The organism is Flammeovirga sp. MY04 (genome assembly GCF_001682195.2).
Classification (GTDB): domain Bacteria; phylum Bacteroidota; class Bacteroidia; order Cytophagales; family Flammeovirgaceae; genus Flammeovirga; species Flammeovirga yaeyamensis.
The window spans coordinates 531,259-556,700 of sequence record NZ_CP003560.2; the positions used below are offsets into that span (position 1 = coordinate 531,259).

At 34.5% G+C, this 25,442-nt stretch carries 17 protein-coding genes; 5 read left to right on the top strand and 12 right to left on the bottom strand.

The window, feature by feature from the left end; translation table 11 throughout:
- The first annotated feature begins 39 nt into the window (after positions 1 to 39).
- Positions 40 to 1,221 carry a bifunctional alpha/beta hydrolase/OsmC family protein gene (locus MY04_RS02200; RefSeq protein WP_066205679.1) on the top strand — a complete coding sequence of 394 codons (1,182 nt, stop codon included), beginning with the start codon at positions 40 to 42 and terminating at the stop codon, positions 1,219 to 1,221.
- A gap of 40 nt (positions 1,222 to 1,261) precedes the next feature.
- On the opposite strand, the gene MY04_RS02205 is transcribed toward MY04_RS02200, so the two are convergent.
- The 4 genes from MY04_RS02205 to MY04_RS02220 all read right to left on the bottom strand — a co-directional run bounded on the left by MY04_RS02205 (position 1,262) and on the right by MY04_RS02220 (position 4,312).
- Positions 1,262 to 1,960 carry a hypothetical protein gene (locus MY04_RS02205; protein WP_066205682.1) on the bottom strand — a complete coding sequence of 233 codons (699 nt, stop codon included), beginning with the start codon at positions 1,958 to 1,960 and terminating at the stop codon, positions 1,262 to 1,264.
- A gap of 187 nt (positions 1,961 to 2,147) precedes the next feature.
- On the bottom strand, positions 2,148 to 2,777 hold the full coding sequence (locus MY04_RS02210) for an NAD(P)H-dependent oxidoreductase (protein WP_066205685.1): 630 nt from the start codon (positions 2,775 to 2,777) through the stop codon (positions 2,148 to 2,150).
- 159 nt (positions 2,778 to 2,936) lie between these two features.
- Positions 2,937 to 4,049 (bottom strand): DUF819 family protein, encoded by a 1,113-nt coding sequence (locus MY04_RS02215; protein ID WP_066205690.1) that lies wholly within the window; start codon positions 4,047 to 4,049, stop codon positions 2,937 to 2,939.
- Between the two features lie 83 nt (positions 4,050 to 4,132).
- On the bottom strand, positions 4,133 to 4,312 hold the full coding sequence (locus MY04_RS02220; protein WP_066205692.1) for a hypothetical protein: 180 nt from the start codon (positions 4,310 to 4,312) through the stop codon (positions 4,133 to 4,135).
- 139 nt (positions 4,313 to 4,451) lie between these two features.
- Between MY04_RS02220 and MY04_RS02225 the strand changes: the two genes are divergently transcribed.
- Together MY04_RS02225 and MY04_RS02230 are read left to right on the top strand one after the other, a co-directional pair.
- Positions 4,452 to 5,531, top strand: coding sequence for a lipid A-modifier LpxR family protein (locus MY04_RS02225; protein WP_066205695.1), 1,080 nt, complete (start codon positions 4,452 to 4,454; stop codon positions 5,529 to 5,531).
- 78 nt (positions 5,532 to 5,609) lie between these two features.
- Positions 5,610 to 7,430 carry an ATP-binding protein gene (locus MY04_RS02230; RefSeq protein WP_066205699.1) on the top strand — a complete coding sequence of 607 codons (1,821 nt, stop codon included), beginning with the start codon at positions 5,610 to 5,612 and terminating at the stop codon, positions 7,428 to 7,430.
- A gap of 32 nt (positions 7,431 to 7,462) precedes the next feature.
- On the opposite strand, the gene MY04_RS02235 is transcribed toward MY04_RS02230, so the two are convergent.
- The 4 genes from MY04_RS02235 to lon all read right to left on the bottom strand — a co-directional run bounded on the left by MY04_RS02235 (position 7,463) and on the right by lon (position 14,692).
- Complete coding sequence (locus tag MY04_RS02235) at positions 7,463 to 9,172, bottom strand: glutamine--tRNA ligase/YqeY domain fusion protein (RefSeq protein WP_066205701.1); 1,710 nt, start codon at positions 9,170 to 9,172, stop codon at positions 7,463 to 7,465.
- A gap of 82 nt (positions 9,173 to 9,254) precedes the next feature.
- On the bottom strand, positions 9,255 to 10,799 hold the full coding sequence (gltX, locus tag MY04_RS02240) for a glutamate--tRNA ligase (RefSeq protein WP_066205703.1): 1,545 nt from the start codon (positions 10,797 to 10,799) through the stop codon (positions 9,255 to 9,257).
- Between the two features lie 219 nt (positions 10,800 to 11,018).
- A complete protein-coding gene (locus MY04_RS02245) occupies positions 11,019 to 12,008 on the bottom strand; it encodes a beta-ketoacyl-ACP synthase III (protein ID WP_066205705.1) in 990 nt (329 codons plus the stop codon).
- Positions 12,009 to 12,232: 224 nt separating this feature from the next.
- On the bottom strand, positions 12,233 to 14,692 hold the full coding sequence (lon, locus tag MY04_RS02250; protein WP_066205708.1) for an endopeptidase La: 2,460 nt from the start codon (positions 14,690 to 14,692) through the stop codon (positions 12,233 to 12,235).
- 279 nt (positions 14,693 to 14,971) lie between these two features.
- Between lon and MY04_RS02255 the strand changes: the two genes are divergently transcribed.
- Both MY04_RS02255 and rocD read left to right on the top strand, forming a co-directional pair.
- A complete protein-coding gene (locus MY04_RS02255) occupies positions 14,972 to 17,071 on the top strand; it encodes an OmpA family protein (RefSeq protein WP_066205710.1) in 2,100 nt (699 codons plus the stop codon).
- A gap of 175 nt (positions 17,072 to 17,246) precedes the next feature.
- Positions 17,247 to 18,488 carry an ornithine--oxo-acid transaminase gene (rocD, locus tag MY04_RS02260; RefSeq protein WP_066205713.1) on the top strand — a complete coding sequence of 414 codons (1,242 nt, stop codon included), beginning with the start codon at positions 17,247 to 17,249 and terminating at the stop codon, positions 18,486 to 18,488.
- Positions 18,489 to 18,548: 60 nt separating this feature from the next.
- Here rocD and MY04_RS02265 read toward each other — a convergent pair whose 3' ends face one another.
- The 4 genes from MY04_RS02265 to MY04_RS02280 form a co-directional block, all read right to left on the bottom strand.
- A complete protein-coding gene (locus MY04_RS02265; protein ID WP_066205716.1) occupies positions 18,549 to 18,893 on the bottom strand; it encodes an antibiotic biosynthesis monooxygenase family protein in 345 nt (114 codons plus the stop codon).
- Positions 18,894 to 19,028: 135 nt separating this feature from the next.
- Positions 19,029 to 19,427, bottom strand: a complete 399-nt coding sequence (locus MY04_RS02270; RefSeq protein WP_101958124.1) for a hypothetical protein — start codon at positions 19,425 to 19,427, stop codon at positions 19,029 to 19,031.
- A 131-nt stretch (positions 19,428 to 19,558) separates the two neighbouring features.
- Positions 19,559 to 22,261 carry a choice-of-anchor D domain-containing protein gene (locus MY04_RS02275; RefSeq protein WP_066205721.1) on the bottom strand — a complete coding sequence of 901 codons (2,703 nt, stop codon included), beginning with the start codon at positions 22,259 to 22,261 and terminating at the stop codon, positions 19,559 to 19,561.
- A gap of 388 nt (positions 22,262 to 22,649) precedes the next feature.
- Complete coding sequence (locus MY04_RS02280; protein ID WP_066205723.1) at positions 22,650 to 25,205, bottom strand: family 20 glycosylhydrolase; 2,556 nt, start codon at positions 25,203 to 25,205, stop codon at positions 22,650 to 22,652.
- Between the last annotated feature and the right edge of the window lie 237 nt (positions 25,206 to 25,442).

The window sequence follows — 25,442 nt, forward strand, 5'->3', positions numbered from 1 at the left end:
ATTGTCTATATTTGCAATACATATATAAACTTATTATCCATGTCAGCCACAATAATCAATTTTAAAAATAGATCTGAAGGATCACTTCATGCTCAATTGTTTTTACCTGCAGATGAAAAGCCGTTAGCATTTGCATTGTTTGTACACTGCTATGCACTTTCGGGGCAAAATTTTGCATCACAGGCAGTAATTAGAGGCCTAAATCAAAAAGGGTTTGGCATTTTAGCTTTAGATTTTACTGGGGAAACTGCACAGGATGCTAAATACATAGCTTCTTCTAATGATATTATTGATGCAACAGAATATCTAATAAAGAATTATGCTGCTCCTAAATTATTGATCGGACATTCAATAGCGGCATCAGCTTGTCTGATTGCAGCAAAAGAAATACATAATTTAGAGGGGATTGTATCTATTTCAGGAATTGTGGATAAGGAGCAATTGTCGGGGAGATTTAAAAAGTTGAAGTATTACTCTAAGTTTGAATTGGGTGATCATAAATTAAAACTTGACAAGCAACTTCAAGATCAATTATTATCTGATAAATATCAGGAAGATATCAAGCAGCTTAAGAAGCCAATACTAATTTTCCACTCACCTTTTGATGATCTGATTCATATCAATAATGCCGAAACAATTTATCAGCAGTCTTTTCACCCAAAGAGTTTTATCACTTTAGATAAAGCAAATCACTTTTTAACGAATGATGATAACGCCGATTATGTTGGTAAAATGATTGGCAGCTGGGCAGAAAGATATATTGAAATGCAGAGGGAAAATCCATTGGAAACTCAATACCAAACTGCTGTAAGAATTGGAACGACGAAATATATTACAGAAATTAAAGCAGGAAAGCATCATCAAATTGCTGATGAACCAATTGAAGATGGAGGGAAAGATTTAGGTCCTAATCCATATCAGTTTTTATTGGCAGGATTAGGAGCCTGCACAGCAATGACGCTAAGAATGTATGCCAACCATAAAAAATGGCCTCTTGATGAAGTGGATGTACATTTAAATCATGAAAGAGAATACCTTAAAGACGCCAATGAGACCAATAAGAGAACGGCTAAATTGGATAAACTCTACCGTCATATTCAGGTAAAAGGTGATTTAACGGAAGAACAAAGACAACGACTTTTAGAGATTGCTAACAAATGTCCTGTACATAGAACATTAGAAAATAATCCAATAATTATCACAGAATTATTGGAAGAATAAATTAGTTTTAGAGGACGTTGGGTTACAACGTCCTCTAAAACTAATTTATAATAGTAAAATTTAGCTTTACATAAGGGTTAAAATAACTGGCTTGTATAGTTTGAGCATAACTATCAAATCCTTCTTGCAACAACTTATCCCACCCTGAATTACTTCTAGTCGTTATATTTTCTTCATTGATATAAGGTAAATCAGAAGACCCCATGTAATTACAACCGATAAGAATACCAAAATTTTGATTGGGATAAACACCTATTCCACCTCCAATTCCATACCCTAGAAATATTTCATTATTCATCTTAATATTCTCATGTTTATCACTATGATTAAAGAATGAATCGAAATTGAAATTTCCCTTGGTATGTGCTCCTCGAATTCCTAAAAGTGCATCCGCATATGGACGAAGGAGACCTTTTTTAGAAGATACTCTAAATAAAAAATTCAAATTATAAATATTAGAAACCGATTTATATTCTTTTACTCTGGGTAGGTTGTATAAAGCTTTTTGATCGGTGAGGATATAATCAAAGTTTACTCCTACTGTAAAAGAACTCTTAGGAAAGCTGTAATGTAAATCTAATGCAAGACCGCAACTATAATTGCTGCTGATGTTTTGTGCTAGAGTTCCTGTTGGTATAAAACCACTTCCACCAATACCGAGATCAAGGCTTTGGGATTTAGATATTTTTGGGTACAGTAATAAACAAAACAATAGGTAAAATAGTGATAGTTTTTTCATTATTTGTGCAATATCAACCTAATTGTAAATAGGTTTCTGGGTTAAAAAGAATCTTATGTTCGATGTTTTTACATCAATGGGTTATTAACACGAATATAACTATTATCTATCAGAAAGTCATTGATTTATGAAATAAAAAAATCCCAAGGATTTACCCTTGGGATTCAATGTTATGGTAATATTTATATTAAATATATAATACGCTATCTGATAACGATTTTCTTACCTTTTTAAGTTGTTGGTAATCATCGTCTTCAGCTCTAAAACCTATTGGAAGTAAAACGGTAGATTTTAAACCTAACTTATCCAAACCTAAGATTTCGTCATATTTATCTGGAACAAAACCTTCCATTGGAGTGCTATCCACTTTAAGTTCTGCACATACAGCAAGTAAATTACCCAAGACAATGTAAGCTTGTTTACCAACCCACACATCTTTATCCTGATCACTTAGGTTGTTGACTGTATTAGTCATCATTCCTTTGTATTCAGCCAATGCTTCTTGAGGAATTCCTCTTGTTTCAGAAATATTTTCGATAAATGCTTGTACATCGCTTTCAGCAATTGCACTATGGCGAGCAATAACCAAAAGGTGAGAAGCATCAACTACTTGTTGTTGCCCCCAAGAGTGTTCTACTAGTTGTTGTCTGATTTCTTCGTTTTTAACAACAATAATTTTCCAAGGCTGAAGTCCATAAGAAGAAGCACTAAGATTACCAGCTTCTAGGATTGTGTTTACAGTAGCCTCATCTAATTTTTTAGTTGGGTCGAATTTTTTTGTGGCATAGCGCCAGTTCAGGGATTCTATAATACTCATAGTTGTATTGATAATAGATGTTTAAACAAATTATGTTGCAATATGTAACAAACATATGTAATCAGCAAATGTTTTTTTATAACTATGAAAAAATAATAATGGCCACAAACCTAAATTTGTAGCCATCATTAATTTGAGAAAATATGTAAAGCTAAAGAGCTAAAATAAGTTCTTAAGTATCTCTGCAATAAAAATTCCCCAGTAGTTCGCAATAGCGTACCCTAAAGCGCCCGCTGTCATTCCAGAAACAACAACATGTTTATTATTTAAGGCTTTGGCAATAGGTCCGACAAAAGCAGGTCCATACAAGCAAGCAGTCGATGTTACTAGAAAGGTATCTGTATCTATTTTGAAAAGTTTAGAGAGAATAAAGTGTATTGTTATACCAATACTCATTACTGTAAATGTAAAAGCCAAGAAACTCCCTCCACTTTCGATAAGTTGATTGAAATTAGATAAACTACCTAACCCTAAACAAAACAGTAAAATAAAATATTCACCTACTATATAGCTCCCTTCAATAGTTCTTATGCTTCTAATATTTGATGCTAATAGACATAATGTTGTTACCCCAAGTATAATGAAGATCTCATCCATTTTATCGAAAAGAAGTATGGAAATACCTACACAAACGCCAAGGTTCAAGACCACCACACCTAATGCTTTTAGAATACTTAAAAGTTTAGGATGAGTATAAGCTACATTATTTGCTATCTGATTATTTTTTAACTGATCCGAAGAAAATGAGGGTAAAAATTTCCCGAATATTTTTTGAGCAATGCTTATTAGAAAAAGCATCCAAATACCACCAAGCAGCATGTCTGCTGTATTCATTAGGATAAAGCTATCTTCATCAGCTTTTAAGGCTACCCCGATGGCTGACATATTGGGTGTACCTCCGGTATATAAACCAATAGACATCCCAGAAATAATATGGGTGTCATCAATCTGATTTTGAAAAAGAAAAAAGGCTATTATTGCTCCCGAGGTGATCCCAAGGGTACAAAATATAAAGGATAATATAGTAGTTCTAGCTTCTTTCAGCCACAATAAAATATTTGATGAAATTAAGATTAATCCAATAGATAATGGAACAGCAACTTCTATTAATGTTTTTGAATTGTTTTCGTGAAGTGGTAATCCGCTATTTCCCCAAAGGATTCCTATAGCATAAGCAATGATAACCGTACCAATCTTCTCTAATAGTGGAAATTTCTTAGTCCCGAGAATTAGCATAAGTGGGACCAACAACATAATTATTATTTGTATCATAAGCTGAAAAAATTTCAGCTAATTTAGTTCTTATTCAGGGAATAATGTAATAGTTTAATTTTTGTTTGTGAATTATTTAAAATTTATTTCTGAGCATGGTGTCTCTGTATCAAAAGCCTTAATGCAGTAAGCTTAGTTTCAAGAAGTTCCTTTTTTCTTGTCACCTTTTTGATACTATTTTCTAACTCTTTGCTTGATTCAATATTGTCATTAATTTTTGATAATAACGAATCAACCACCGTCCTCGAATCTTTATCTTCCATAATGATAGTTGTTTTTGTATTCAACAGTGATAATACAAATAACGTAGGTATTTGCTAAATTGATAATAAATTATGTGTAATGCTTGTTAAGGAGAAACTAATAAGTATTAATTAAAGTGATATTGATCATCAAAAAAGAATGCGTTTAGTTTTTGTTTTTGTCTTGAGCGTCTGTTTTTACCAACAGGTATCTGCTCAAGTCGACTCTCTTCATAAAGATCAAAGTGAATTTATTTCAATTTCATCCCAAAACGATTTTTATCAATATTGGATGCAATCCGATAGAAACTTCACCAACGGAATACATCTAACTTGGTCGAGTCATCATTTTAATAATAAACTGATGGACAAACTTTTGGTTGGACTTAAAAATGCAACACAGAAAGAATTCAGTTTAGGAATTGGTCAGGATATGCATACTCCAGAAGATGCTACAAAAACAGAAGTAGACTCTACAGATCGACCTTATGCAGGGCTATTATATGCTACTTATAAAAAGGTGACCTCTAATTATTGGAAAACTTTAAGAGTGGAATCAAATCTATATTTTGGAGTTCAAGGACCTGCTGCTTTTGGTGGGGAAACTCAAAATTTTATGCATAGTTTATTTTTAGAAAATAAGGATTTTGAGGGATGGCATAACCAAATTGGTAATGGTTTAATTCTTGATTATGATGTGACAGTTCATAAAATGCTTCCTTTTGTGGGTAATCTATATGAAACAAGTGCTTTTGCAAAAATACATGTTGGTACCATCTATAACTATGCACTTACAGGATTGAAATTTAGATTCGGTAAATTTAACGACACCTATTACTCAAAAGAGGGCGTAAGGCAAAAGAACCCCCCTTACTTAAAAACTAGTGAGAATATGAGTAAGGCAAGGAAAAAGTTAATGAGCAAAAGAAAGTTAGGGAATACTTTTGATCGTCTTTTACCTAGCTTGAATGAGGTAAAACAAATCTATTTCTTTACAGAATTTCATATTGGAGGTTTAGCCTATGATGGTACTGCACAAGGATCCCTAATACAATTTGAATCAAGTCCTTATGTTTTAAAAAGTCATGAAATTCAGCCTTTAATATTGAACTGGGTGTATGGATTTAATTTCAATATCAAAAGATGCATGTTTAGGTACTATAGAGTAGTGGAGAATGATAGTTTTAAAAATAGAAATCTGTTTGGTTGGGGAGAGATTTCAGTCTTTTATGGTCTATAGATCAGTGAATTAAAATTGGAATTTTACAATTATTTTACTAGTTTACTGTGACTACTCAAATGTATTTAACAATTAACTGTGGAATTCAATATATTAAACAATTTCTTAGAATCTACTCTTCTTACTGATAAAAAATCAGCTATAACTTTTTGTAATCAGTCATTTTATCAGGAATTCAATTATTCATCAAGCATTTTAGGGGATGAACTTAAAACCCTAATACCTAATTTTCTAGTTGATGCTCAAAACAATCAAAAAGAAATTACCATAAAGGATAATCAAACGATCACAATTATTAATGGTAATGGAAAAAATGTGGAGGTATTAATTACCAAAACTATTTTTGAGAAAGAGTATTTTAAGTACACATTTATTCCTATCAATCATTTAAATCCTCTTAAGAATGAGGAATTGATGAAGATGGAGATGTATTTATCTCTCATTGAGCATAACATCGATCATTTATTTCAATTAGACGAGAATTTAAATATTTTATATATCAACCATGTTGCTCCAGGTCTTGTAAAAGAAGAGGTTATTGGAACAAGTATTCTAAACTATCTTCCCAACGATGCATCCATGAAAATTGTAGAGGAAGCATTAAAATTAGTGAGGAAAACAAAGGAAGGCACAAGGTATGTGGTTGATTATGATTCCCCATTAGGGAAAATGTATTTTGATACAACTGTAACACCTGTAATAAAAGACAATAAGGTTTTTCGTTACAATCTTATTACAAGAAATATAAGCGATGATTACTATAATAAAGCTGCTTTAGCTCATAAAAGTAAGTTCGTCGAAAAAATCAGTCAGAATAATCTTGCAGGAATCTATATTTTTAATGTGAGAAAATCTAAAAATTTGTACAGTAATGAAAGATGTAAAGATATTTTAGGTTTCAAAAATGAAGAATTTAAAAATATGTCCGGTAGGAAGTTCATTAATCATATTCATCCTGACGATCGTGAAAAAGTGATGAATCACTGGCAGAAATTAATTGATGCTACATCCAAAGAATCTTTTGTAGTTGATTATCGATTTAAATCAAAATCTGATGGATATAAATGGTTGAGGTCTCGTGATTCTAATTTTGAGTATGATGACAAAGGTGAACTAGAATCTATAATAGGTTCATTTGTTGATATTACTGATATCGTTGAATTACAGAACACTAAAAATGAACTTCAGAAAAAGAATCAAGAAATTGAAGATTTTGTTTATTCTGCATCTCATGATATTAAGTCACCTATCAATAATGTAGCTCAGTTGATTGATTTTAGCATTTCTAAAGGGGATTTAAATGGGCCAGAAATTGAGGTGATTAATAAAGCAGTTCAGCGATTAAATAATTTAGTGATTGATGTATTAGACTATGGTAAATCCAAAAAACTAGGTGTACTAGAAGAAGTGGATCTCAATAAAGTATTTGATAACGTCAAAGAAGATTTAAAGACAGAGATAGATGAATCAAAAGCGAATATTGAAATAAATATCTCACCTACTAAAGTAATGACCTATTATTTTGGGCTCTATAGAATTTTTCTAAACTTAATAGGAAATGCCATTAAGTTTAGAGACAAAACCAAATCATTAGAAATAAAAATATCCGGTTTCGAAAAAGGTGATTTTTGGGAATTCACATGTGAGGACAATGGCATAGGAATTCACGAAAAAAGCTTTGATAAAATCTTTGAGCCTTTTGTGAAATTACATAATGCAGATGTGTATGCGGGTAGCGGTTTGGGTTTATCGAATTGTAAAAAGATTGTTCAATATCTGAAAGGAGATATTCATGCCACGAATTCCGATATGGGAGGAGCTAAATTTACTTTTACTGTATCAAAAGACTTTTTTATAGAGAAAAAAAGAGACACTAATAATAGTGCCTCTTCTGTATAATATTTATAATCCCTCTTAGAGGGATTTTTTTATTATTTTTTCTTTGCCCAAGAATCTCTTAAACCAACTGTCTTGTTAAAGATCAAATTGTCTGGAGTAGATTCCTGATCTAAAATAAAGTAGCCCAATCTTTGGAATTGGAAGTTATCACCTGCTTTATTTTCTTTTAAAGAAGGTTCTACTTTACATCCTTCGATCACTTGTAATGATTCAGGGTTTAAGAACGTCTTGAAATCAATTGGCTCTTTTGTTTCCGGATCTTTACGTGCATCAGGAGCTTCATCTGAGAACAAACGATCGTAAAGGTTCACTTTAGCATCTACCGCATGTTCAGCAGATACCCAGTGTAAAGTACCTTTCACTTTACGTTGAGATTCTTCAGTTCCTGAACCTGATTTAGAAAGTGGGTCGTAAGTACAGTGAATTTCTGTAATATTACCCTCAGCATCTTTTACACAGCTCTCACCTTTGATGATATAAGCATTCTTCAAACGAACCTCTTTACCAATGGTCAAACGGAAGAACTTACGGTTGGCTGACTCTTTAAAGTCTTCTCTTTCGATATATAACTCTTTTGAGAAAGGAACCTGACGTGAACCAGAGTTCTCGTCTTCTGGGTTGTTTTCCGCTTCTAACCATTCTGTTTTACCTTCCTCATAGTTATCAATAACTAATTTGATTGGATCAAGAACAGCCATTACTCTTGGTGCAGTTTTGTTCAAGTCTTCACGAACAGCAAACTCAAGAAGAGATACGTCAATCACGTTGTCACGCTTAGTGATACCTACCGTTTCTGCAAAGTTTCTGATAGAAGCAGGAGTGTAACCTCTTCTTCTTAAACCAGAAATTGTAGGCATACGTGGATCATCCCATCCGTTCACTACACCTTCTTCTACTAATTGAAGAAGTTTTCTCTTAGACATTACTGTATAATTCAGGTTCAATCGAGAGAATTCAGTTTGTTCTGGACGAACTTGATCCTTATCTGCTAATTGATCTAAGAACCAATTGTAAAGTGGTCTATGCACTTCAAATTCAGTAGTACAAAGTGAGTTAGTGATACCCTCGATGTAATCTGACTGACCATGTGCCCAGTCGTACATTGGGTAAATACACCATTTATCACCTGTTCTATGGTGAGACTTCTTGATGATTCTGTACAAGAATGGATCACGAAGGTGCATGTTAGGATTGGCCATATCGATCTTAGCTCTCAAAACACGAGAACCTTCTTCGAATTTACCTTCCTTCATACCTTCAAACAATTCCAAGTTTTCTTCTACCGATCTATTTCTAAAAGGAGAATCAGTACCAGGAGTAGTTGGAGTTCCTTTTTGAGAAGCAATAACATCTGCTTTTTGATCATCTACATACGCTTTGCCCTCCTTAATAAGTTGAACTGCCCATGCGTACAATTGATCGAAATAATCAGAAGTAAATTTTGGTTCACCTTCCCAGTTGAAACCTAACCATTGAATATCTTCTTTGATAGCATCTACATATTCCTGATCTTCTTTGGCAGGGTTGGTATCATCGAAACGAAGGTTAGTACCTGCACCTTCGAATTCCTGTGATAAACCGAAATTTAAACAGATTGACTTTGCGTGACCAATATGCAAATATCCATTTGGCTCAGGAGGGAAACGGAATAATAGTTTGCCTCCGTTTTTGTCAGACTTTAACTCTTCGTTGATTTTCTCACGAATAAAGTCCATTCTTTTTTCGCTTTTGTTTTCTTCCATTGTTCCAATGAAATTTTAGGCTGCAATAGTTACTTCCCAATACATTGATATTGAAATGCAACTACTCACAATATGTAAATGCTTAATTATTCTCTTTTAATTTGCTGATCTCCTCAATGGCAATTCTAATTCTGTTCGCTACTTCTTTAGCACCAAGAACCTCTTGCATAATCATTAAGTCAGGACCACCACCTTTACCAGAGATCGCTACTCTCAATGCAGGCATCACTTTACCTAAATTGATTTCGTGTTTCTCCAATACTGCAGTGAATGTATCCTTAGCAATATCAGCAGTAAACTCTTCTAATCCTTCGATGGTTGCTGCGTAATCTTCCAAAACAGTGACCCCTTCAGGTTTCCATTTTTTCTTTACCGTCTTCTTGTCGTATTCAGAAGGTACTTCGTAGAAGAAACGACCATCTCTCCAGATTTCGTGAGGGAAAGTCACACGCTCTTTTAACTGATTGGCCACTTGAGCAGCTTTCTCCGGAGTAGAGGCTACACCGTCAGCTTTCATGTCTTCCAATAAGTATTGCGCTAATTCTTCATCGGCTTTTTCTTTAAGGTATTGTTGGTTGTACCACTTTGCCTTATCGATGTCGAATTTAGTACCTGCTTTAGTCACTCTTTCCATAGTGAACTCTTCGATCAATTCTTCCATAGTGAAGAACTCTCTCTCATCACCAGGGTTCCAACCTAAGAAAGCCAAGAAGTTAATGAAAGCATCATTTAAGTAACCGTCTTGTTTGAAACCTCTAGAGATATCGCCTGTTGCAGGATCTTTCCACTCTAGTGGGAATACAGCAAAGCCCATTTTATCTCCATCTCTCTTACTTAACTTACCGTTACCGTCAGGTTTCAATAATAATGGCAAGTGAGCGAAACGAGGCATTGTTTCTTCCCAACCTAAATATTTATATAAAAGTACGTGAAGTGGGGCAGAAGGTAACCACTCTTCACCTCTAATCACGTGAGTAATGCCCATTAAGTGGTCATCAACAACATTGGCAAGGTGGTAAGTTGGCATGCCGTCCGACTTCATCAAAATTTTATCATCAATAGTATGAGAATGAACCATAACCCATCCTCTCACCATATCGTTTAATCTGATTTCCTCTTTTCTAGGAACTTTCAAACGGATAACATACGGATCACCATTATCAATTCTTTGTTTCACTTCCTCAGCAGAAAGCGTCAAAGAGTTGGTCATCTGCATTCTTGTCATCGCATTGTACTGAGGGGTATTTACGCGAGCTTGTTTTAAGCGCTCACGCATTTCCTCTAATTCCTCTGGAGTATCAAATGCATAATAAGCAAGGTCGTTCTGGACTAATTTTTCGGCATATTCTCTGTAAATCTCCTTACGCTCAGATTGTCTGTAAGGACCACATTCCCCTGGTTTCCAAGGAGCCTCATCAGCTACGATGCCCGCCCATTCCAAACTCTGCTTAATATATTCCTCAGCGCCTTCTACAAAACGAGTCTGATCTGTGTCCTCAATACGAACAAGAAAATCGCCACCGTTGTGTTTGGCAAATAGGTAATTAAATAATGCAGTTCTCACTCCACCAATATGAAGTGGTCCGGTAGGACTTGGTGCAAAACGTACTCTTACTTTATTTTCCATTTTTTATATGTGATATAATTATTTTCTAGTAATCTGCAAAGCTAATCAAAACATCGAAAAAAGTTTATTTTCTAATGCTTTAGTTTAAATAAAACTTCATGGATTAAAATTCATTATTGATTCTAAAGGTGATTAGATTACGGATTGTGTGATACTTTTGTTTCAGGGTAATAAAAAAGGCGACTCTTTCGAATCGCCTTCTATATATTTGATACATTATTATTTTGTATCGTATGCCCATTTCAAGTAGACGGATCCCCATGTGAATCCACCACCAAAAGCGGCTAAGATGATGTTATCACCTTTTTTGAAATCTTTTTCGAAGTCCCACAAACATAATGGTATTGTCGCTCCTGTTGTATTACCATACTTTTCGATGTTAATACAAACCTTTTCACTACCAACACCCATGCGTTTTGCAGTAGCATCAATAATTCTAAGGTTGGCTTGGTGAGGCACCAAGTAAGCGACATCATCTGCTGTTAATTCATTCTGCTCCATAATTTTTGCTGCAGCAGAAGACATGTTCGTCACGGCATGTTTAAAAACAGATTTTCCATCTTGATGGAAGTAGTGGTGTTCTCCCATTACTTGCTCTTCTGAATAAGGGAAAGCGGATCCTCTTTTTACATTAAGAAGTTCTTTACCAGATCCATCGGAGTACATCAAAGAATCGACAACGCCATATTCCTCATCCGGTTCTAGAAGTACTGCAGCAGCACCATCACCAAAAAGAATACAAGAGTTTCTGTCTTTATAATCTATCACTGATGACATTTTATCAGCTCCAACAATCACTACTTTTTTATAGTTGCCAGACTTGATAAAATTTGATCCCATTTCTAAAGCATAAATAAAACCGGAGCAGGCAGCAGAGACATCAAAAGACATTGCTCTTGTTCCAATAGCTTCACCGACTAAATTTGCTGTTGAGATAAAGCCCATATCAGGTGTTGAGGTAGCACAAATAATAAGGTCTACTTCTTCACCGTTTAAGTTAGCTTTGTTTAGTAAGGCCTTTACAGCATTTATTGCTAATACTGAAGTTCCTTTAGTTTCGTCATTTAAGATACGTCTTTCTTTGATTCCTGTACGCGTAGTGATCCACTCATCGCTAGTATCGACCATCTTTTCAAGGTCTTTATTAGTCAATTTGTGTTCAGGAACCCATCCAGCTACCGCAGTGATAGCAGCATATTTAGGATTCATATCTATTTGGTTACTTTTGTGATGTGTGTAAAATACTTGGTATAAATATGAAAGCCTCGAAAGAAAATCATATCAAATATTGATACAAAACAAATAAAATTATCCGATTAACAAAAATCTATAATCGTAATCGAATAATATTTTAATTGATATTGTCTTTTATGAAAAAACACACCTTCAGTCGAAACCGAAAGTGTGTTTTGTATTTTAAGAAATTAAATTTGCTATTTCTTTGGGAAATCAAATTTAATTGGATCTTCTACTTTCTTTTTAAGTAGGGCAATTTCTAAAACTTCTTTAGCATCTTTTACGAAATGTAAAGTCAAACCATCTGTATATTTTTCAGGAATATCTTTCACATCTCTCTGATTTCTTTCTGAGAAAATGATCTCCTTAATTCCGGCACGTTTTGCGGCAAGAAGCTTTTCTTTGATACCACCTACAGGTAATACTTTTCCTCTAAGAGTAATCTCACCTGTCATGGCAATCTTCGCTTTCACTTTTCTTTGAGTGAAGATAGATACCATCGAAGTCAACATAGTGATACCGGCTGAAGGTCCATCTTTAGGAACAGCACCTGCAGGAACGTGAATGTGAAGATCATAGTTTTCGAAAATCTGATGATCAATTCCGTATTTATCTGCGTTGGCTTTTAACCAAGATAGGGCAGTAGTTGCCGATTCCTTCATCACGTCACCTAACTGACCAGAAAGGGTGATTCTACCCTTACCTTTTGCTAATGAACTTTCGATGAATAGAATTTCTCCCCCCACCTGAGTCCACGCTAAACCAGTCACTACACCAGCATAATCATTATCAGAATACGTTTCTCTCTCAAAAATTGGAGCACCTAAGTATTTGATAATTTGATCTGGACCAATTGATTTTTGGTATTCTTCTTCCAAAGCAATTGATTTAGCAACTTTTCTAACAACAGATCCTACTGTTCTTTCCAAACCACGAACACCCGATTCACGAGTATAGTTTTCGATTAAGAACTTCAAGCCTTTAGCAGAGAAAGAGAAATCTTTTGCTTTCAGACCATGCTCAGATCTCTGTTTAGGAATCAAATGCTTTTTAGCAATTTCTTCTTTTTCCTCGAAAGTATAACCAGTAATCTCGATGATCTCCATACGGTCTCTCAAGGCAGGTTGTATGGTATCTAAAGAGTTCGCAGTCGCGATAAATAATACCTTAGATAAATCGTATTCTACTTCAAGGTAGTTATCTACGAAAGTACTGTTTTGTTCTGGGTCAAGTACTTCTAGGAAAGCCGATGAAGGATCTCCTCTGAAATCGTTACCGATCTTATCAATCTCATCAAGGATAAATACAGGGTTAGAAACGCCAGATTTTTTGATACTCTGAATGATTTTACCTGGCATTGCACCTACATATGTCTTTCTGTGACCACGAATCTCAGTTTCATCATGTAAACCACCTAAAGAGATACGGTTATATTCTCTTCCCAACGCTTTTGCAATCGAACGACCCAAAGATGTTTTACCCACACCTGGAGGGCCATAAAGGCAAAGAATTGGTCCTTTAATATCTTTCTTAAGCTTAAGAACGGCTAAGTATTCAAGAATACGTTCTTTCACTTTTTCTAAACCTTGGTGGTCTTTGTCCAAGATTTTTTGTGCGTTCTTTAAATCGAATTTATCATCAGTTACTTCGTCCCAAGGAAGGTCCAAAAGGAACTCACAATAGTTCATAGAAACAGCAAAATCCGCTGCAGCAGGATTAGAACGCTGAAGCTTTGCTAATTCTTTATTGAAGTGTTCTTTAACAGTCTCTGGCCATTTCTTTTTCTCTGCTTTGATTTTCATCACAGCAATTTCTTCGTCAGGACCATCAACACCTAATTCCGTTTGTAGCACTTTCATTTGCTGACGTAAGTAGTAATCTCTCTGTTGTTGATCGATATCTACATTGGTTTTACCAGCAATTTCATTTTTGATCTCCAAAAGGTTGACCTCTTTGTGCATCAACTTCAGTAGTTTTTCTACTTTAGTTTTACCATTCGATACCTTTAGGATTTTCATCTTTTCATTTACATCAGCATTGATGTTTGTAGCGATGAAGTTGGCCAAAAATTCTAACTCACGGATATTTTCTAAAGCATGTGAAGCCTCTTGTGGGATATCTCTATTCAAACTTAAAATTTGATAAGCGACATCTTTCAATGAAGACTCTAATGCTAATTCTTCGTTTTTAGATATTTTCGAAAAATCTTCTTCCAAAACAGAAACACGACCTTTTAAATAAGGATCCTCGGTAGTCACCTCATTTAATTGAATCTTCTTTCTACTTTGAGCGATAATTGTGGAATTACCATCAGGAAGTTTTAAGATTTTTACGATCTGCACTAATGTACCATATTGATGTAAATCCTCAGCAGAAGGATCTTCTTCAGAAGCGTCTTTCTGAGCAATACATGCAATAAACTTTTTCTCGTCGTAAGCATTATTCACTAATTTGCTAGATTTCTCTCTACCAATTGTAATAGGAATAAGTACATTAGGGAAAAGAACCATATTGCGAAGAGGAAGTATAGGTACTTCCAATTCTTCAATACCGTCCAAATTATAATCACTATCAACATCGTCTGAAATAACGGAGATGATAGCGTCATTATTTATATTTGATAAAAGGCCTTGGGCCAATGTGTCTTTCGTTCTCATATAAGTTTGTCTGATCTTAGACTGCAACAACACAATTAAGTGTTTATTTCTATGCAATATATCAACCAAAGATCTAAAACTGACATATTTTCATATATGCTGACAAAGTTGTCATGATTATGGTGTAATCTTTGTGAAATATTAACCAATTAAAAATATAGGTGCATGTATAAGATCATGATTTTTGATCGTTATAAATGTACAGCGTATTTAACAATAACATAATCTGATTAATATAGTTTCCTTAATTAACTAATAATTAGGGACTAAACATATACCATGGGAAACATCTTCAAAAAAGAAGGGATCTTACTAATATTACTCTTGACTATTTTATTTACCTCGCCTGTTTTCGCACAAAAGAAAAAAAAGAAGAAGAATAAAAAAGTTCAAGAAACTGAGAAAAACGAAGGGAGTGGACTTAGCATTCAAGAATTTCAACCTACAAAAGTGAATAATGTAGTGAAACTTCCTGGATTGAAATTTCCGAATATAAATAAAATACCGCTCTATCAAAACAATGCACTTTTAGCCCAAATTGCCCGTTTGGAACGTAATAAACAATGGGAGGAATACCGTGAGTTATTATACAAATATGTAACTTCCTTTGGCATCAATAACTTTCTAAGATTGGAAGATATGGACCTCATGTGGAGGTTGGCCAATGTGTCAGAGTATTTAGGTGATAGAGCTTTGGCTAAGGAAACCTATCGATTACTTTTAAGACATAACCGTGGTGATATTAAAAAAGCGTTGGCACATTACGAAGATCTAACACTATTTGATAAACCACTTTATGCTAATATCGATGATTATTATCGATTGGTCGAAAAAAGAGCATTGATAGATACTTTAACTCCTCCAGAAGATGTCCTGATAGAAATGGGTCCTGAAGTAAACTCCGATTTCTCTGATTATGGAATGACACTAGGAGGAGAAAATCAATCCCAATTGCTATTTACAAGTAACCGTTCTGAGCGTGATACTTCTGAGTTCAACAAACAATTCAATCCAAAAAAGCACAACGAAAATATTTACATCTCCACAAAAACCGATTACGATATGTGGGGAATGGCAGAACCTCTAGAAACCATCAATACTAATTATAATGAAGGCTCTCCTTTCTTAAGTAAAGATGGGAAGACACTTTATTTTATTAGATGTATGACTCCTGAGGGGTATGGAGATTGTGATATCTATTACAGTAAGAAAAATGAGGATGGCACATGGGATGAAGCGGTCAATTTAGGATCAAAAATAAATTCCTATGCTTGGGATTCTCACCCTTCTCTATCGATGACAGAGGATACGCTCTATTTTGCATCAGATAGAAAGGGCGGGTTTGGTAGTTCTGATATTTATTTCAGTGTAAAAGACAGTAAAGGTGAATGGGGCAAAGCCAAAAATATTGGACCTTTCATCAATTCAAGAGGAAGCGAGTTAAGCCCGTATCCTCATGTGAAATATCCTATCTTATATTTTTCATCTTCCGTAGGGATTGTCAATTTTGGTGGTTTTGATATTTATAAATCATTTATTGTAGATGGCGAGTTTTCAGAACCAAAAAATGTTGGACCACTTGTGAACGGATCTGGTGATGAATACTACTTTGCCATAGATGCAGAGGCGAAACAGTTATACTATGCAAAATCTAAAGTGAAAGGTAATCCAAATTTAGATATGCAATCTTTTCCACTACCTATGGAAGCTAAACCCAATAACACGGTACGTTTCTCAGGAAGAGTGGTAGAACCTACAACAGGTGAAGTATTTAAAGGAGTAGTAACAATCATCGATTTATCGGATAGAGTAGAAGTGGCTCCTAAAAAAATTAGAGATGATGGTTCCTTCGATTTTGAATTGATCAATGATAAAAAGTACTTGCTAGTGATTGAAGGGGATAACTTTTTCCAAATTGAAGAAATTTTCTTCGTCGATGGAGATAAGCACGTTCAAATCCCTGCAGTTTCTGTCAACAGTTCACTCTCTTTTGCTTCTATAGACTTTGATCCCGGAAGTGCCAAGTTAAAACCTGAAATGGAAAACAACTTACATTTGGTGATTGACTTTTTGGTAAAGCATAGCAATTACAGATTGATTGTGACAGGTCATACTGACTCTGACGGTAATCACGATGCGAACGTAAAGTTGTCAAAGGAAAGAGCGGTGTCTATCAAAGAATTTATTATTAACTATGGGGAGTTAACCAATGATCGAGTGATTGCAGATGGAAAGGGTGATTATCAGCCGATTGTAAAGAACCCGACGACTGCAGAAGAAAAACGATTAAACCGTAGAGTAGAATTCAAAATTTTCTTGGATGAATATCGAATATCAGTTCCAGTTGATGATAATGACGATATTAATTGGGAAGATTAAGTAACATAAAACACATTTATAAAAATCCTGATGTAACTCTTACATCGGGATTTTTTTTCTAATAATATTGAATAATTATAATATTATTCTTCAATATATTGTTGGATAAGTAGTCCTTTACTCTCATATTTGAGGACACATATAACATATAAACATTTAATATCAATCTTTTACTATGGAAAATGTAATGGCTATGACTTCGCAAGAAGCAATGGAGATGGAGAAGAAGTATGGTGCGAATAACTATGCTCCCCTTCCCGTTGTACTTTCTAAAGGTGAAGGCGTATTTGTATGGGATGTAGAAGGAAAAAGGTATTACGATTTTCTTTCGGCTTACTCCGCAGTAAACCAAGGACACGTTCATCCTCGTATTTTGAACGTGATGATTGAACAAGCATCCAAGCTAACACTTACTTCAAGAGCATTTTATAGCGATCAATTAGGTATTGCAGAAAAGAAACTTTGCGATACTTTTGGTTTCGAAAGAGCCATCTTGATGAACACAGGTGCTGAAGGAAACGAAACAGCTATCAAATTGGCGCGTAAGTGGGGTTATGAGAAAAAAGGTATTCCAGCAAATGAGGCAATCATTGTTGGTGTAGAGAAGAACTTCCACGGTAGAACGACTACAATTATTTCAGCATCAACTGACCCTGTTGCCACAACAAACTTTGGCCCTTATATGCCAGGTTTTAATATCATTCCTTACAATGATTTATCAGCAGTAGAAGAAGCACTTCAAAACCCTAACGTAGCCGGTCTATGGTTAGAGCCTATTCAAGGCGAAGCAGGTGTATATCTTCCTGATGAAGGATATTTAAAGGCTTGTCAAGAACTATGTAAAAAGCACAATGTACTTTTCATGGTAGACGAAGTACAAACAGGTGTAGGTAGAACAGGTAAATTGTTAGCCTCTGATTACGACGAGTTCAAACCAGATATGGTAATTCTGGGTAAGGCGATCTCAGGTGGTTTCTACCCAGTATCTGCGGTATTGACTTCATCTGAAGTAATGGATGTATTCAAGCCAGGTGAGCACGGTTCAACTTATGGTGGTAACCCACTTGGTTGTGCAGTTATGGTGGAAGCATTGAACGTTCTTGAAGAAGAAAAACTAATGGAAAATGCTTTCCATTTGGGTAATATTTTCAGAGAGAAAATGACAGAACTTTGTGGTAAAACAGATCTTTTGGTGAAAGTTAGAGGTAAAGGTTTATTGAATGCCTTGATCGTTAACGATACAGAAGAGTCGTCGACTGCTACAAAAATCTGTTACGCATTAATGGATAAAGGACTTCTTGCAAAACCTACGCATGGTAACATCATCCGTTTTGCTCCTCCATTAGTCATCAACGAAGAACAATTAAATGAGTGTATCGAAATCATTACTGAAGTGGTAATGAACTTTGAAAAATAAGCACTTGTTTTTTAAGAATATTGAAGGTCAGCTTTCTAACAGAAGCTGACCTTTTTAATTTTAATCATGATAGACTTTACTATCAGATGGTGCTTCATTTCGCTCATTCAAACCATATTCTCTTATAATCTGACCTACACGGATGGTATAATCAGAAAATATATATTGAGCTCCTTTTGCCTGACCCTCTCTATGGCTCATTACATTCCTCCATTGCTCAATTGCTTCTTCATTTTCCCAATAAGATAAGGATAGAAGCTTTCCTGGGTTCTGTAGACTCTCAAACCTTTCAATTGAAATAAATCCATCAATATCAGCCAATAGTGGTTTTAGGTTGGCGGCAATATTTAAATATTCTTCTTTGTTTTCCTCTTTTGGGAAAACTTCAAAAAGCACTGCGATCATATTTGGTTAGTTTAGTTTATATCAAGTTATGAAGATTGTTTGAACACCACTTTTTCCTTCTCAATTATTATGATAAAAAAGAAAGGGTTTCCTTAATTCAATTAGAAAACCCTTTCAGATGTATGTCGTTTAGTCTTACAATACTTCGTTACCCTCTTCATCAACTGGATAAGGGATATACACGAAGTTCACAAAATCATCATCGATCACAAACAAGCAACAGAACTCATCTGCATCTTTGTACGATTTTTTAAACTCCTCATATTTATCAACCAAAATCAATTCTTTTTGTAAAAATTCTTCTGCATAAGATGCTCCGTAATTCCACTCCAAAAACTCTTTTTGCTGAGGCCCAACAATATGCTGTCCTACTTGCAAATCTTGTTTAGAAACTGGAAAAATAGGGTATTTAGAAAAGTTTCTTTTTCTAATCTGATAAGAAGCTTCTTTCAATACAGAGTAAACCTTAATAAAATCTTTAGTGATTGTACCAAGATATTTCCCTTGACTATTTAATTCTGGTGTGTTTTGCATAATCTAATTCTTTGTGTTGAAGCCAAATAATAGAACCGACTTCCAAATACAAAATTCTAAAGTATTATTGATGGATGCAAATCTCTTAAAGTAAAGTTAACTAAATCACTATGGATTAATCAGATTGATAGTTACTTAATCATGATCTTTTTCATCACTCTACCATCAATATCAAGAAGATACATTCCTGCAGATAGGCTACTAATATCTACCGTAGCATTTGATGTTGTCTCCAAATGTTTTACTCCGAACATATCAAAAATTCGAATTTCAACTTGTTGAGATAACCCATTAATCGTTAAAGTGTTTTCGGCAGGGATTGGAAATACTTCAATTTTAGCCAATTGTTGATCAATGCTAGTTATACTTCCTTCCTTTAGAACTAAAGTGAATTCAAGTAACTTTTTGTCATTCGTCTTAACCACAAATTGCCCATCTTCTTTAGAACTATTTTGTGGAGAATAATTGATTCTTACCTCTAAAGATTCATTGGGTCTTAAGAAAGTGATATCATTATCATATTCAACACTAAATTCATTATTATCAAGAATTGATATTTCATTCAAATCCATAATCTCATTCCCTCTATTTAAAAGAGTCAAGGCATACTTTCTGATGTTGTTAAATTCAATAGTAGTTGGTTGAATGACTTCATTATTATTGATGACCTCCAATACAGGTAGTTGAGAAAGCATTCTTACAGTATAAGAAAAATTATTCGCTCCAGGTTCATCAGTAGTGATATGCACCTTAGTATCAAATTGACCAGGTTTTTTAGGAGTCGCATGCATAGTAATGTTTTGCTTTTCACCTGCCTGAAGTATAATTGGTAATACAAAATCCGAAAACTCTAAATCGTATCCATCGTTGAGTTCTGCAGAAATTCCATTAATTCTTAAAGGTCCCTCTCCTCTGTTTTTAATTTCATAAGTGTACTCAAAATCTCGATCATAAGATAATGGACCATATTCTTCTATATCGCCATTCCAAACTGTAATCGTGTTTTCCGGATTACTCATATAAAACTCAGACTTCACAGGGTTAGCTCTTAGACCGACTGACTGTATTGGGTTTTTATAATCTGAGGTTTCTACTTGAAGAACCTCTTCATAATGTTCAAATGCTTTGTCTCCATCAAAAACGATAACTACTTCAGCATTTTCTCCCTGAACTACTTCCTCAGAGGTAAACGATTTTACTTTAAACGAAGATTGAGCCACATCTTTAAAAACCACACTCTTTATCTGTAGAGGAAGTGTTCCCGAATTCTTTACTAATAAAGTCACTTCTTGTTCTTTATTGATGTCGAAACGACCAAAATCGATTGGGTAGGATTCATCTACTAAATTCCCTTCATATCTTAATTCTGTCTCATGATATTGATGATAAGCATGAACATTATAACGAATATCTTTATTTTCATGAGCATTGGATAGGATATCAAAAGGATAGCTATTTTTATAAGCATTATGTCCATTAGGTGAATAAGTGAAAGTCACTTTTTGTCGACTATTCGGAGCAATTGTCCCTCCAGCATAATCACTTGATAACTGATTGTGAATATCGTATACCTCCTCAAACTTCGTGATGTTTAATGTTTTGTTCCCAATGTTTTTGATATACAATTCATCTTTCACAATCGCATTGTCAGTGGTAGATCTCATATCGAAACCAAGCCCCTGCTCAATTTTATTCCCGTCTTTATCTTCAAACTGAATAAGAGCGGCTTCTACAAGGGTAGAGAAATCTACTTTTATTTTAGGTCGATCTGTATCTGTAGTATTGAATGTTATTTCAATGTCTTTCTGACCTATACTCGAAGGAATTAACTCCAAAGTGTACATCAAAGACTCCTTGGGTTTGATGGTCTTAAAAGAACCGCTATAAGACATGTTGTATTCATTGGCGTTACTCTGATTCAACGTCACACCATTAATAGTTAAATCAGCATTTCCATTGTTCACTACATTAAATATGAATTGTTTAGTACTGTAATCTACAGGGTCTTCATTAATAGTATTATTATCTAATAGGAGATTTCCATCGTAGCTAATTTTAACCTCTGGAGCCAATACATTACCAATCACTTTTACCTTATGGATATCCGTTTGTCCTCTTTCCAAAGAGTGTTTGATAATCGTTTCGAATTTACCTTTCGTGGTGGCTTTAAAAGAAAAGTTATTGTTGTAGGCGGTACCCGATGAAAAGCCTTTCTTTTCAGAATAATCAGAAGCGAAAGAGTTACCCGCATTTTCAAATTCTGTTTTGCCAACATACATAAATCCTTCCCCAACATTATCCATTTCTAGAGTGAAATATTTAGTTGATCCAATGACTACATCACCTAAATCTATTTGATTATCCACCACAGGATAATCAGCACTTGTGATCTTCAGTTCCCCATCGTCTTTATTTACAATTGCATTGATTTTAACAGTAGGAAATGAAGCGTCCGAAGTGGAAAAAGAAAAAGATCCTTTATACACATTAATATTAGATGAAGCAGAATAATAGATATAGAAAGAACCTGATTCATTTGGTTGAATTTCCATATCTCCTTCATAAGGAAAAAAGCCAAAAACACCCTCTTTATCAAATGTGATATTACTGATGCTTAAAACCTCTGTAGAAGATTCGTTTTTTACTTTTACTTGATGTGATAGGATAGAAGACGAAATGCCCGGATTACCAAAGTCAATGGTTTCGTCGTTATTTATTTTTGTTTCGGAGAGATCACTATTTACTTTATATAGACCTACTTTACCTTGAGCAAAAGAAAAGTTTGTTATAGCCAGAAATAGAATTGAAATTAGAGTAGTATTAAATTTATTCATTTATGGTTAGTTGATTGAATAGATGAATTATTAAAATTATTTAAAATTGAGGTTGCAAATCTAGGTTTTGATTATATCTGTAACAAATACATTTAATGATAAGGGGAATTGTTTTGCATTGTTGTTTGGGTAATTATCAAATTTTCAAAGGAGTAAACAATACTAATCCAAATATTATTCTGATTTCAGATAAAAAGCCCCTTTATTATCTAACCTCATTTTGTTTAACATCTGTTATCGTTTTAAACCTACTTTCGCTCTTCACTTTTCCCTATTCACTCTTCACTAATAAAAAAGGCCTTCCTTTCGGAAGACCTTTGCTCTTTAACTGAAGGTGAGTTTGTAGTTTAGTCTATTTGTTAACTGTGTGTGTACTGATGACCTGACTTTATTTCATTGTAGTCAAGTTGTCTTTTTCTGAAACGCTAATTACTCTACCATGATTTCCCAATGCATCAAATGCTGCAAATTGGTAGTTACCATCTAAAGCGATATCCGATGTAAACTCAGGAGATTGGTTAGTCAACTCTTCACCTACTTTGGCATATCTGATGGTTAATCCTGGGTAAGCAATATTCGCACTCACTTTATTATCTTCCACTTGTAAACCTACTGGAGGAATTCTGTAATTTCTACCCCAAGTAGCTAAACGGTTAAATTCTCTTTGTCCTAAAGCATTAGCAAAAACATTCCATTGCTTATCTAACTTTTTGATGATGGCATCACCTTGTTCTCCTTTATTGACAAGTGATTTTGCCCATCCTCTTTCTGCTAAAGCCAACATTTTAGGGTAAATCATGTATTCCAAACGATCGCTTGATTTTAATGTCTCAGCCCACATCGCTCCTTGAATACCTTTAATATGAGAAAGACCTTTCTTCGTTAGTCTTTCTTTATCTTTCATCTCTTCTACTGTAAGTACCCCACCCAATCTTAACTTATGATCAATATCAAAGAAGTGGGTAGGAAGGTAGTTGAAAACAGCTCTTGTATCGTTGTAATCACCCCAATAGAAGCCTGGCTCGTCAACTTCTTTAGTATATGCCATATCAAAATATAAGCTTGATACTGAAGTTAGAATAACATCGTATCCTTGGTTGGCTCTTTTGTAACCAAAATCCTCAGTACCTACACCCCAAGAGTTGTCCCAAGCGTTAAGCGTTAAGTTCTCTGGAGACATTCCTTTAGCATGGTGTAAAATATCATCCCATAGCTGAAGCTTCACTTTGTTTTTCTTCGCCATTTTGGCAATTCTTAAAGCATAATATCCTTTGATTGCTTCAACATCTTTAAGGTTATTTTCTTTCATGAATTCCTGACAAATTGGAGATTTCTCCCAAACACCTTTTGCTACTTCATCACCACCAAAGTGAATTGTTTCTAAAGGAACGCCTGCTTCGTTGTAGATCGATTGGAATTCTGTTACTAAAGCTTCAATGAAGTTGTATGAAGATTCCTGACAAGGACAAATTGTGTTATCATCAAATCCTTGTACCGAAGAATACTCTGAGGCATCGTTAGGATCATTTAATAAATATTTATTCGCTTCTTCCGGTGATTTGCCTTCTTTAAGTAGTTTCTCAGCTCTGTAGCTCATAGCATTAATAGCTATTCTAGCATGTCCAGGGATATCTACTTCAGGAATAATCTCTATATTTCTTGCTTCTGCATACTTTAAAATCTCTATATAATCTTCTTTAGAGTAGTAGCCATTAGAAACACCATCAATACCTTTTGCTCCAGATCCATAAGATGGAATTGTAGAGTAAGGAGAAGTAGGGTGGGTTCTTTTAGAACCAAGTTCGATCAATTCAGGGAATTTCTCTAATTCAATTCTCCAACCTTCATCATCTGTTAAGTGAAAGTGCAATGTATTCATTTTATAGAATCCCATTACATCCAATAGGTTCAAGATCGTTTCTTTCGTTTGGAAGTTACGAGCAACATCCATCATGAAACCCCTATAACCAAATCGAGGGTAATCTTTAATGCTTACCGATTTGATGGTTGAACTTTCCCCTTTTAATGGTAATAATGCTCTTAAAGATTGGATGCCATATACAAGGCCTTTTTCAGTACCTTGAATAGTAATTTCTTTCTCTTTAATGTCTAATTGATAAGCTTCTTTTGAAGGAGCGTTTACTCTCTTGTTGACTAGCTTAATATAATGATCTGAAGTGGCCTTATCTACAATAGCAATATCCTTATCTGTCGACTCTTTGATATACTTTTGTAGTAACTCTGCTTGTTTATTGGTTGCTGAATTCGATACAATCTCTTTTATTAAAGCAATATCAAATCCTCCTTTACCCTCAATAACTTGAATAGGTGTTGGTATAATCTTTTGTGCTGTAGTTAATTCAACTTTGGTCAGTTTCGCATTGTTCTTATATCGGATGAACTCATTTTCTACTTCATAAGTATCGTCTTTCGACATCACAGCCATATCAGGGGTGAATTTACCTACTTCATAAGCTGGAGTGTAAAATTCTTCTTTTCCTTTATTCTTAAATAAGAAATAGAAACCACCGGCAGCATCAGTATATTTAATTACTGCACTGTTGGTATATAAGTCTAAAACTAAACTTTCTCCTTTTTCTAAAGCTTTGAATTTTTCAGTGGGTTTCACCTCAAAAAAGTCACCATTAATGCGTTTAATGCTTACTTGGTCTCCAATAGCATTTACATCTAAATTGGTACAAGGTTTATTATTAAAATACAATGCCCAATCACCTTTGGTAAATGTATTTTTCCCAATGTTTTTAATAGTTAATTGTGCAAACGATTCTCCTTTTTCATTCACATCATTGCCCACTTGTTGCCAGTGAATAAGAATATCGTGCTTACCGTTATCTTTTGTTCCAACGCATCCATTAAGTCCCAATAGCCCAAGGACTAAAAACGTAATAAAAATTCTCATTTGATAAGTTAGATCGACTTTCATCGAAATTTAATGTTAATTTACTCTTGTTCAGAATAACTACTCCTCTGAATAAGTTTAAAGCAATCTAATTCATAATAAGTGTATAATGAAAACTTTTAGATAAGAGGTAAACATTTCCCGCTAAACGACAATAAAATCATGGTAAACTGTTGAAATCAAAAATACGCAGTGTTATCGCTAATTTTTTTTGCAATAAACTAAATGATAATCAACTTAAAAGAGGTGTGAAATAGGGTT